The following is a 10,835-nucleotide window of genomic DNA, read 5'->3' as shown; positions in this document are numbered from 1 at the left end:
TTTTGCGATGTTAAAAAGCATAATGTTAAATATATTGACTTAAAATAAGAGAGGAAAGTAATGTCAGATATTGACTTAAAATAAGAGAGGAAAGTAATGTCAGATAAAAAAGGCTTGAGAACTTATCAAATAGAGGTCATAGAAACGATGAGCGCTCTAATAGAAGTAACTGCCGAGGATGGCGAAACTGCTATATTAAAAGCGAGCGAAAAATATAGAAACGAAGATATTGTGTTATATCCTGATGATATGCTCGATACCAAATTTATTATATTTGCAGAAGAGTAATCGACTAACCAAACTCTACTACTTCTCCCGACAACAAAGCCAAACTTGTCACTGGCATCACCCCGCGCAAAGCATTACAAAAAAACATCTGGGTTAAATCTAGCAAATCATCATCATTTAACGCGCGCACAATCACTGGCGTCTTGGTCTTAGCGAAAGCATCAATAATGACTTGACGCATCACTCCAGCGACACCGGATTGCGTCAACGGCGGTGTAAACCACTGACCTGTTGATAGAGAATTATCAGAGTAATTGGCATTATCGTTAGAGTCAGTTAATTGAGAGCTAGATAATTGATAAAAGACATTGCTTATCGTGCCTTCCACCCAGCTACCGCTCATATCGCGCAGTAATCCTTCACCAATGGCCAACCCTTCACCAGCATCTAGTTCTACCTCAGATTCTAACGATTTGGCTTTAAGACGTTGGAGCTCACCGCTCGCCAGCACATTATCCAGTCGATTAAGGCTTTTGAGACCCGCTAACGGCGGCGGCAAGCAAGCAAGTTGCGCAGTTAGACATACCGCCGATGTCGTAGGTTGTATCAATACACTGTTCCCATCTGGTAGATAGGTATGCTGCGCGGTATCGATAGTCATAGCGATTGCTTTACACCAAACCTCGCAAGGGCTAGCATCCACATTCGCTGCAAAACCATAACCGCGTACAGCTTGTACAGCACGCGTGACGATGACTTTTATCACCCCTTGTTGTAGCTGCTGAGCGTGGGCTTGCAAAGTGGCGAGTAGCGAGTCGCTATCGATAGCTAATTGTAATGCATGGGCATGAGAGAGCAGTCTTTGATAATGATACTCTGGCCATAATATCGAGCCATCGATGACACCGATGGTAGTAAAGAAACCATCTCCATAAGCCATCCCGCGGTTGTCTGGGGTAATGACAACGCTATCTACATTGGCAACCACATTATCAGACTGCGGATATAGACGCTGCCATTTAGAGGCATGGTTAATAAACTGACTGCTATTGGACTCACTGTTATGGGAATCAGCCATCATACTTAGCTGTCTTCCGCTTGTTGCTCACCTGACTTATTTAGCACCAGCATACAACTATAAAACTCGCATTTGCCAAGCTCTATCTTTTGTCCACCAATGGTTTTGTTTTTTATGATTTGACCTCTGAGCATGTCTGAGATGACTTTTCCGCCATCATCATTCATAAGCTGACGCGCAAGCTGATAGGATTTTTTCGCATGGGCTTTACTCAGCTCTTTTTCTTTATCTGAGTCAGTAGGATTGGCGAAATACCAACCAAGCTCAAGATACTTTTCAGAGTCAATCAAGTCCAGATAAGGCGCATCTGTATCCATAAAACGGTATTTGACTGCTGGGTTGCTGGCATAGTCCAAGCTATTCTCATCGGTCGTAACGACCTTGCCAAAGGTTGATTTGATTTGATCAACTTCTTGTATACTTATAGGCTGGACTTGCTTGTCACCCCATGAGGATACATCATACTTGACTGGAGTGCCTTGCTCAGCTGTCGCCCCATCCAAGTCTGTCTCTGGTGCAGGACTTGCCTGGACGGGACGGGCTTGTTCAGTTGTATTGTCAGAGTCAGCAACATCAGGGGTGACCTCTTGCGTTGGGCCATTACACGCGCTCAATGAGACACCAGCTGCCATCATTATACCGACCGCAAAGGTCTGTAGGCTGTTATTCCACATGGGCAATTTACTCACACTTTTTGGGTCTAAATTATATTAACAAGTCGCAAGCGGTGCGGCTTGTTAATTAAGAATACTTGTTAACATGGTGCGTTATTAATAGATGTCATTATTAATATAATAGGTTATCGGTATAATAAATGAGGTCAATCAATGACCTATATCATAAGGCACTATACCTCAGTTACTACTTATACGGCGATTTCTATAACAAGTGCGCTTGCAATAAATGCGCCATTTATCAGCTTGACTTTGGATCATGATGCCAATATCTAATGTCATCATTATACTGCCCTCATGTCAACAGTGTACCCAACTGCCTAGCGCTTGACTAGCCTTTACGTTACGGATAACAATCCTAGAAGGTGCAAATTTGTTAAAAACATTGTTATCCCCTATGATGAGTAAGTTTTGATTGTTTCTTCTATCTCTTACTGCTTGTTATTTCTTTGTTATCATGGATTCAATATAAAAAGAGCACAAGTTAAAAAGAGCAAAAGGCTGCTGGAATAAATTTTACAAAGCCTCTGTCTGGCAACGCGCACAGCGAGCAAGGAAGATTTATACCAGCGATGAACGTACTTTTATTGTTTTGAACTGCATACATTTTGAACTAACTACATAGCTAGTGGACCGTTTATGACCCAGCATTTTATCGTTATTGGCAATCCCATTGCTCATAGTAAATCTCCTGAGATTCATCAGACATTTGCCGCGCAAGTGGGTATTGATATCAGCTATCGGCGTCAATACTGCCCTGATGATGTCGCAAGTTTTGATGCAGTTGTTGCAGCGTTTTTTAATGGTGGCGGCGTGGGTGCCAATGTGACAGTACCCTTTAAACAGCTCGCTTATGCATTATGCAAATCACAGGGCCGTCTATCTGAACATGCGCGTGTTGCAGGCGCGGTTAATACGTTACTGTTAACCGGTGACGGTTCACCAAAAGATAAGACGCTATATGGTGATAATACCGACGGTCAAGGCTTGGTTAATCACATTACGAGCTTAGGCTGGACGCTTACCAACGCTCGCATCGCTATTATTGGGGCAGGCGGGGCTGCGCGTGGGGTGATACTGCCACTGATTCAAGCAGGTATTGGACAGCTAACCCTTGCTAATCGGACTTTGAGTAAAGCTCAGGTATTGGTTGATGAGCTTAGCGCGGCCAGTAATACAATTAACGAGCATGCAGTTGAAACTTGCGCGACAACTGAGCTGACAGGAACGTTCGATCTGATTATTAATGCGACTTCTATTGGGCTATCGGGCGACACTTTGCCTATCGCTGAAGATCTAAACTGCCATTATGCCTATGATATGATGTATGGACGCGCTCTGCCCTTTTTGCAGCATTTCGCAGCGCGCGGTGCGCAAACCTCAGACGGCTATGGGATGTTGATTGGGCAAGCCGCGTTAAGCTTTGAGCGCTGGACCGCTCATACTATTGATGTAACTCAGGCGACTAGTGCGATTCAAGCGAGTAAGAAGCGTTGAGGAGTTTGCATCCATAAAGTGCTACGATGGCGATGATGAAAAACGTATTAATAGCCATTTTTCTATGCGCCGGAGCGGTACCCGTAGCCTGACTGAATGTATCGCTAGCCCTCCACTCAAGCCTACTACGCAGCCTAGGGCAGTATCGAACATTCGAGCCCGAATGACCTCTTCAACACTTGCCTGCACAAGCGAGGTGACACTGCCATATTCTGCGATAAATATCGTTAACGGAGTGATAAGTATCACGGCCAGTCCGTAATGTCGATCGACCAGCGATTCAATGCATAGCATCATAAGCAATATTGCGAGTGCCACCTCCCACATCGATAGATTCCAAGACAACATCCAACCAGCAACCACCATACCTACCAAGGTGCCCAGCAGACGATGCAACTGTTTAATCCATATCGTGCGCATCTGTATGCCCTGAATAATAATAAAACAGCTGACCGCAGCCCAGTATGGATAAGGCATATCTAGCATCACTGCTATCAATAGTGCCAAGCTGACAAAACTTGCAACGATAATACTGTCACTGATCGTATCGGGCTCATAACGATACTCTGGCACAGTAGTAGAAGGACGCGTCACCAATAAAAACAGCGTGTATAAAAGTGCCATAAACATTGAAAAGCCACTGCCCAACATTACAAGCCCGGTGGCTGATAATATCTGCTCAGCTGAAACAGGAATGAATAGAGCAATCGCACCCGCCATCATGACAAACAGTCCTGCAGGTGGCGGCTGACGATAATAGCGACCAAAAACAACGACGCTAAATGCAATCAGCGCAAATACTGGTAGTTTTAGTAAGGGCACTTGCTGCGCAATCAGTCCGAGCGCAAAGCAAAGCGTCATAGCAAAGCTCCAAGCCATCACCGTCACTAAGCGATAAGGTAATGAGCCTGCAAATGGTAAGTTTAATATAACCATGGCTCCTAAAGACGCCTTAATCCCTGCATGTAGTAAGCCAAAATATGCGCCAACAAAGACGGGGAAACTAATCGCTATAGCGGCGATGATTGGCATGTGCCATGGTCGACGGCTTTGATTGACTGCCAGCAGATGGTCAAGCTCTCCACGAATTAAATGCTTAATATAAGTGAGCATTTATTACCTCTCCTGTTTTTGCGATGTGAAGAACCCAAGTACGGTCATAAACTACTATCCTGATATATTGCTTGAAGCTGTCATTCGTTGATCTGTTTACCTAGGTTTAATCATAAAACCTATACATTAAATTTATAGTTACTCTACAATCTTATAAATTAAATTAATACCTAAACAGATGACTCATGAAAATTGGTTATGCATCATATATTTGTTTCAAAAGAACATTTATACTAATCATATGCACATGGCTAGTACTCATATAGCTTGCGATTTTGCGCAGTAGACTTTGATTATAACGATAATAATCTAGCAGCAATAACCAACAGTATTTATCCATTCTTACCTCTAGTACGAATAAAAGCTTATAAAAATCAGCCATCAATCGTACCAGAGCAAACCAACTAAAGAGATTCACTATGTTAACTTACAAAGCTCCCTTACGTGATATTAAGTTTTTGATTAATGATGTATTTGACTTCCAAACTCACTATAAAGATTTAGATAACGGCGCAAATGCTGACCCTGAAACCATTGATATGATCTTGCAGGGAATGGCTGATTTTTCAGAAAATGTCCTAGCCCCTCTTTATCAGCCTGCTGATGCAGAAGGTTGTCATTTTGAAAATGGCGAAGTGACGACACCTAAAGGCTTTAAAGAAGCTTACAATCAGTTTGTTGAGGGCGGCTGGCAAGGTATCTCATACCCTGAAGAATACGGCGGTATGAACCTGCCCATGTCTATTAACCTGATTAAAGCTGAGATGATCGGTACGGCCAACTGGCCTTGGGCGATGTATCCTGGTCTATCAACAGGGTGTATCAATACGCTGTTGCAATATGGTACTGACGAGCAAAAAGAGACTTATTTACATAAGCTGGTTGATGGCTCATGGGCAGGTACAATGTGCCTAACTGAGCCACAATGCGGTACGGATTTGGGACAAGTCAAATCAAAAGCGATCCCGCAAGAGGATGGTACCTATAAGCTTAGCGGTACCAAAATCTTTATCTCAAGCGGTGAGCATGACTTAACCGAAAACATCATCCATATCGTACTGGCTCGCCTACCTGGCGCACCTGAAGGCACACGCGGTATCTCATTATTCATCGTACCAAAATTCCTGCCAAATGCTGAAGGCGAAGTTGGCGAGCGTAATGGCGTCACTTGTGGTTCTATCGAACACAAAATGGGCATCAGCTCTTCATCAACTTGTGTATTGAACTTTGATGATGCCGTTGGTTATCTGATTGGAGAACCAAACAAAGGCCTAAAAGCAATGTTCACATTTATGAACACTGCTCGTATTGGTACTGGTATTCAGGGTTTGGCCCATACCGAGCTGTCATTCCAAAACGCCCTACCCTATGCCAAGGAACGCCGCTCTATGCGTGCCTTATCAGGGACTAAAGACCCTGAAAAAGTAGCGGATGCTATCATTCATCATGCGGATGTACGCCGGATGCTACTGACCCAAAAAGCCTTTGCTGAAGGCGGTCGTTCGATGATTTATCACTCAGCACGTTATGCAGATAAGATGGCGCAAGGCGTGGCTAATGGTGATGATGAAGAGTTTGAAAAATGGGACGATAAGCTAGGTTTTTATACGCCAATCCTAAAAGGTTTTTTAACTGAGCTTGGTATCGAGGCGGCCAAACATGGTCAGCAGGTTTATGGCGGTCATGGTTACATCAAAGAATGGGGTATGGAGCTTATCGCTCGTGATGCCCGTATCGCTACTATGTACGAAGGCACCACTGGCGTGCAGGCACTGGATTTATTAGGTCGTAAGGTTATTTTGCAGTCTAAAGGTAAAATCATCCGTGACTACACGTCAAGTATTATGAAATGGTGCGGTGAGTATGCGCTTGATAAAGACATGCGTAAGTTTGTTTGGGCATTGACTAAGCTATGTGCTGAGTGGAACACGCTTACGGTACGCCTGATGCTCATGGCACGTAAAGACCGTGAAGTCATCTCAGCGGCCTCAGAAGACTTTTTGATGTATTCAGGTTACATCATGATGGGCTATCACTGGGCGCGTATGGCGGCAGTCGCTTATGACAAGCTAAAAAATGGAGGCACTGAATCACCAGAGTTTTATAAAGCCAAAGTTCAAACGGCAGAGTTTTATTTTGACAAAATCTTACCACGTACATCAGGACATGCTGAGAGTATGGTTGCACCAAGTGAAAGTATGACGGCGATGGACATCGAGAACTTTGCCTTTTTAGACTAATCTTAAGTAGCACCTAAGCTTAACTAAACCTAAGAAAAGTAAAAAGCGTCCAACTTATCAATGGCTGGGCGCTTTTTTATACTCTAGGCACTATGTTTCCAAGTATTCTATAAGTGAAAATTTTAATTAAAATAGAACCTAGCTACCGAGTAGCTTTTTTTGATAAATAGGACTGATTTCCTCCACTTCTACGCATACTTGTAGCGCTGCTCTTCCTGATTGCTCTTCGCTTAATGTATTCTCTATCGTCGTCACCAATAGCTGCGCCAATTGGTCAAGGACATCACTGTCACGCCCTGGCATCAATTTTAAATGTGCATAGATAAAACCATGTGCTTGCTCATCATCCTCTACGCCAACCAAAAACGTATCGATAGGGATTATTCGCGCCTTAATATCAGTTGGTTTACCAAAATGACCACTATCCCATAATACTTTATTCAAAGATTTGAGTAACGACTCTTCGTGAGAGATACTGACATTAGGAGACGCTTGGATAGTTAAATGTGGCATAAATACGTCCTTATAATAGATTAAGAAATTTACGTATGAAGACAAAATGAGTACGTCTGGTTATTTTATAGAACTCTCAAAAATAGCCATTATGTATCAGCAATATCTTCAAAAAGAGCGCCAAGCGTTTTAGCCAGTTGTAATGGCGGTAACTCAATCTCAAGCCCGCGACGTCCAGCACTGACATAGATGGTAGGCTGATCTTTAGCCGTTATATCGATTATTGTGATTAAACGCTTCTTTTGCCCAAGCGGGCTGACACCGCCAAGCACATAACCTGTACTACGTGCAACGCGCTTTGGATCGGCCATTTGCGCTTTTTTACAGGGCAGCACTTTATTAGAAGAAAGGGCTTTGGCCATCTTTTTAAAGTTCAAGGTGGTATCGACTGGCACAAGAGCAACAGCTAACGTACCAGTATCTGTCTCTATCACCAATGTTTTGAAAACTTGCGCAGCTTTTATACCCAGCTTTTCAGCAGCCTCTAAACCAAAAGACGTCGCACTGCTATCGTGGACATACTCATGCAGTTGATAATCAAGGCGATACTGCTTAGCTATCTTAATAGCAGGAGTCATAAGGCACTCTCATTAAACTTAAAACAAAAATAGACAATAGTGTTCAATTAACGATATATCAAAGCATTGATATATAAAGGTACTGTTAACTCGAACACGTTGGCATTTATAATATATTCAGCACAGATACCGACACCATATATCGCTTTGATTGCTTTTATGGCATCATAAGCGCATTACATTTTACAAAGTCTGACTTTTGATTATGATACCCAGTTTCCTAAAAAACAAGCTCTTAAAAAACCGAACGTCCAAAGCGCAAGCCACCTCTGAGGCTAGCAAGTCGTCAGCTGCGACGACTTATACCAATGCACCCATCAATCAGTTATACCGAAAAATATCGGGACAAGCACTTGATGTCGCAGTCAAAGCAAAGCTTCTAGGCGAGCTGCCCATATTGGATAACGATGATCAAACGCTAACCTTTTATGTGCTACAAGATTATTCGCGCTCCAATAGTATTTTGATCGATCTGCAAACTGGGGAACACAAGCTACCACCTGCACTGATGAGCGTAAAAGACAGCATACATGATGTCAATGAAAATGCTGGCATCATATTTTTGCATCACCCTAAAGCCAAAGACAATCAATTATCGCCGCGTTTGTCACGTTTGGTTGCGGCCATTCTACAACACCCGGACTTACAAATACGCCTGATACCGGTATCGATTCTTTGGGGCCGCGCGCCTGAAAAAGAGGACTCGTTGTTTAAGTTATTGATGGCAGATAACTGGCAAGATCCAAGTATTACCAAGCAATTATTTAATATCGGTGTGATGGGGCGCGACACCTTTGTCCAGTTCCATGCGCCAAAAGACTTACGTACCATCATTTATAACAGCTTGCATGGTGAGTCATCAGATAAGCTCGGAGTTGCAGACACTGCAGATAGCCGAGATGCACGTCACGCGTTAGTACCAACAGCAGATGCCAACCGTGAGTTGGTACGTGACTTACAGCAACAGCTTCATACATATCTTGATAATCAGCGTACTACTATGCTTGGTCCTGACTTATCAGATCGGCGCAATTTGGTGGATAAGCTGATTTACTCTCCTGCCATTCAACACGCCACGCAGATCGAAGCGGATGAAAAAGGCATTAGTGTACGTGAAGCACGCGGACTTGCTAGGAACTATGCAAATGAGATGGTCAATGATTACTCTCATTCTATCATTCGGGTCTTTGATAAATTTTTGACTTGGTTATGGACGCAGCTGTATGACGGCGTCGACGTCCATCATTTTGAGCGCGTACGTGAGCTTGCAACCGATCATGAAATCATCTATGTGCCCTGCCATCGTAGTCATGTTGATTACTTGCTCTTATCCTACGTTATCTATAAGCGCGGTCTGAGCATTCCTTATGTGGCAGCAGGTGATAACTTAGATGTTCCTGTATTAGGACCTTTGTTACGCGGTGCTGTGGCTTTTTATATTCGTCGTAGCTTTCGTGGTAACGCGCTTTATACCGCAGTGTTACGTGAGTATATGCATACCCTTATCACCCGTAATACGCCGATTGAATACTTTATAGAAGGCGGACGCTCACGCTCAGGACGCTTGTTACCACCAAAGATGGGTATGCTAGCGATGACGGTACATAGCCAGCTACGTCAAACCAATAAACCTGTGGTGTTTATTCCGACCTATATTGGTTATGAGCGCATTATGGAAGGTGGCACTTATATCGGTGAGCTAAAAGGCAAGCCAAAAGAGTCCGAATCCTTAATTGGGTTACTAAAAGTTGGACGCAAAATTGAGCGTATTTTTGGTAATGTGCATTTAAGCTTTGGCACACCGCTGCATCTAAGCGACTTTATGCAAAAATTCGACGTGCCTACTGATAGCTTACCCGCTGATCGTACCGATACGCCACTTGATGAAAAAGCCAGCGCAATGGTTGATAATATTGGCGTGAAGATTATGCAGCATATCAATAAGGCTGCAGTCGTCAATCCCGTATCATTACTGTCCCTAGTCTTACTCTCAGCGCCAAAAGCGGCTCTTGATGAAGACATCTGCCGCGAACAAATCGCTTTATATCAGGGTATTGCGCGTCAAATACCCTACTCTGATGACACGATTGTCACCGATATGAGCCCGCAACAAATCATCGACTATGGCATTAAGCTCAAACTTATTGAGCGTATACCGCATATTTTGGGTGATATCATTCAAGTCGCTGGCAAGCAAGTTGCACTCTTGAGCTATTTCCGTAATAACATTTTGCATGTATTTATTTTATTGTCTTTCTTAGCTGCCTTGGTTGCACGCAATGGTCGCGTCAGTCGCGGTCGCCTCGATGATATCGTTACGCAGATGTATCCTTTTTTGCAAAGCGAGCTGTTTTTATACTATCCAGCGCACGGTCTGATGAATACGCTTAATCAAAAAATCGACAACCTGATCGCTCACGGCCTAATTATCGACTTAGGTGATGGCATGCTCGGTGTACCAGATGCCAACAGCAGCTGTTATCAGCAGTTAGAAGTCCTTGCCGCTCCTGTTGCACAGAGTCTTGAGCGTTACTTTATGACCTTGGCGTTGTTGTCACAACAAGGCTCAGGAAACTTGACCACAGAAGAAGTGGTTGACTTGTGTCATCTGCTTGGTCAACGTTTATCAGTATTGTATGCTGACGATATTCCTGACTTCTTTGATCGCTCCTTGTTCTTAAGCTTTGTCACAGCCCTGACTCGTCTGAACTACTTACAAGTAGATAAAGATACAGGCGTGCTAAACTTCGATCAGCGTATTGACGATATCGCTCATCATGCTAAATACGTGCTAAGCCCTGATATGATGCAAATTTTACAGCAAGTTGCCAGCCTTAATGATGAAGAAATTGCCCATGCAATTACTGAGATTAGTAATAAAAAGCAGCGCAAATTTGGTCTTAAGCGTTAGTGC

10 protein-coding genes are annotated in these 10,835 nt (G+C 43.4%); 5 read left to right on the top strand and 5 right to left on the bottom strand.

All coding sequences use genetic code 11. From position 1 onward, the window contains the following. Window positions 1-96 precede the first annotated feature (96 nt). Window positions 97-288, top strand: a complete 192-nt coding sequence (locus PENNN9_RS00895) for a DpnD/PcfM family protein (protein ID WP_058367894.1) — start codon at window positions 97-99, stop codon at window positions 286-288. Window positions 289-292: 4 nt separating this feature from the next. Here the strand turns inward: PENNN9_RS00895 and PENNN9_RS00890 are convergent, their stop codons facing one another. Both PENNN9_RS00890 and PENNN9_RS00885 read right to left on the bottom strand, forming a co-directional pair. Beyond that, on the bottom strand, window positions 293-1,309 hold the full coding sequence (locus PENNN9_RS00890; RefSeq protein WP_227511673.1) for an aminotransferase class IV: 1,017 nt from the start codon (window positions 1,307-1,309) through the stop codon (window positions 293-295). A 2-nt stretch (window positions 1,310-1,311) separates the two neighbouring features. Next, window positions 1,312-1,995 carry a hypothetical protein gene (locus PENNN9_RS00885; RefSeq protein WP_227511672.1) on the bottom strand — a complete coding sequence of 228 codons (684 nt, stop codon included), beginning with the start codon at window positions 1,993-1,995 and terminating at the stop codon, window positions 1,312-1,314. A gap of 138 nt (window positions 1,996-2,133) precedes the next feature. On the opposite strand from PENNN9_RS00885, the gene PENNN9_RS13210 reads away from it, so the two are divergent. Next, complete coding sequence (locus PENNN9_RS13210) at window positions 2,134-2,256, top strand: hypothetical protein (RefSeq protein ID WP_256713869.1); 123 nt, start codon at window positions 2,134-2,136, stop codon at window positions 2,254-2,256. A gap of 363 nt (window positions 2,257-2,619) precedes the next feature. Beyond that, the gene (gene aroE, locus PENNN9_RS00880; RefSeq protein WP_058367892.1) at window positions 2,620-3,477 is read left to right on the top strand and encodes a shikimate dehydrogenase; all 858 of its coding nucleotides are present in this window, start codon (window positions 2,620-2,622) and stop codon (window positions 3,475-3,477) included. A 21-nt stretch (window positions 3,478-3,498) separates the two neighbouring features. Here aroE and PENNN9_RS00875 read toward each other — a convergent pair whose 3' ends face one another. After that, a complete protein-coding gene (locus PENNN9_RS00875; RefSeq protein WP_058367891.1) occupies window positions 3,499-4,590 on the bottom strand; it encodes an FUSC family protein in 1,092 nt (363 codons plus the stop codon). A gap of 419 nt (window positions 4,591-5,009) precedes the next feature. On the opposite strand from PENNN9_RS00875, the gene PENNN9_RS00870 reads away from it, so the two are divergent. Then, a complete protein-coding gene (locus PENNN9_RS00870) occupies window positions 5,010-6,830 on the top strand; it encodes an acyl-CoA dehydrogenase C-terminal domain-containing protein (protein ID WP_058367890.1) in 1,821 nt (606 codons plus the stop codon). Between the two features lie 138 nt (window positions 6,831-6,968). On the opposite strand, the gene PENNN9_RS00865 is transcribed toward PENNN9_RS00870, so the two are convergent. After that, window positions 6,969-7,343, bottom strand: a complete 375-nt coding sequence (locus tag PENNN9_RS00865) for a 5-carboxymethyl-2-hydroxymuconate Delta-isomerase (protein WP_058367889.1) — start codon at window positions 7,341-7,343, stop codon at window positions 6,969-6,971. An 89-nt stretch (window positions 7,344-7,432) separates the two neighbouring features. Then, window positions 7,433-7,921 (bottom strand): Cys-tRNA(Pro) deacylase, encoded by a 489-nt coding sequence (gene ybaK / locus PENNN9_RS00860; RefSeq protein ID WP_058367888.1) that lies wholly within the window; start codon window positions 7,919-7,921, stop codon window positions 7,433-7,435. A 205-nt stretch (window positions 7,922-8,126) separates the two neighbouring features. Here ybaK and plsB point away from each other — a divergent pair, with 205 nt between their 5' ends. Further along, a complete protein-coding gene (gene plsB, locus PENNN9_RS00855) occupies window positions 8,127-10,832 on the top strand; it encodes a glycerol-3-phosphate 1-O-acyltransferase PlsB (protein ID WP_058367887.1) in 2,706 nt (901 codons plus the stop codon). Window positions 10,833-10,835 lie beyond the last annotated feature (3 nt).

Origin of the sequence: Psychrobacter sp. ENNN9_III, from assembly GCF_001462175.1 — a bacterium.
Classification (GTDB): domain Bacteria; phylum Pseudomonadota; class Gammaproteobacteria; order Pseudomonadales; family Moraxellaceae; genus Psychrobacter.
This window is presented reverse-complemented; position numbering and strand designations above follow the sequence as displayed.

What these genes read in the sequence shown, in the direction of transcription:
- PENNN9_RS00865 (WP_058367889.1), bottom strand. Translation starts at nt 7,343, where the DNA reads ATGCCACATTTAACTATCCAAGCGTCTCCTAATGTCAGTATCTCTCAC.
- PENNN9_RS13210 (WP_256713869.1), top strand. Translation starts at nt 2,134, where the DNA reads ATGACCTATATCATAAGGCACTATACCTCAGTTACTACTTATACGGCG.
- PENNN9_RS00875 (WP_058367891.1), bottom strand. Translation starts at nt 4,590, where the DNA reads ATGCTCACTTATATTAAGCATTTAATTCGTGGAGAGCTTGACCATCTG.
- aroE (WP_058367892.1), top strand. Translation starts at nt 2,620, where the DNA reads ATGACCCAGCATTTTATCGTTATTGGCAATCCCATTGCTCATAGTAAA.
- PENNN9_RS00890 (WP_227511673.1), bottom strand. Translation starts at nt 1,309, where the DNA reads ATGATGGCTGATTCCCATAACAGTGAGTCCAATAGCAGTCAGTTTATT.
- PENNN9_RS00870 (WP_058367890.1), top strand. Translation starts at nt 5,010, where the DNA reads ATGTTAACTTACAAAGCTCCCTTACGTGATATTAAGTTTTTGATTAAT.
- PENNN9_RS00895 (WP_058367894.1), top strand. Translation starts at nt 97, where the DNA reads ATGTCAGATAAAAAAGGCTTGAGAACTTATCAAATAGAGGTCATAGAA.
- plsB (WP_058367887.1), top strand. Translation starts at nt 8,127, where the DNA reads ATGATACCCAGTTTCCTAAAAAACAAGCTCTTAAAAAACCGAACGTCC.
- ybaK (WP_058367888.1), bottom strand. Translation starts at nt 7,921, where the DNA reads ATGACTCCTGCTATTAAGATAGCTAAGCAGTATCGCCTTGATTATCAA.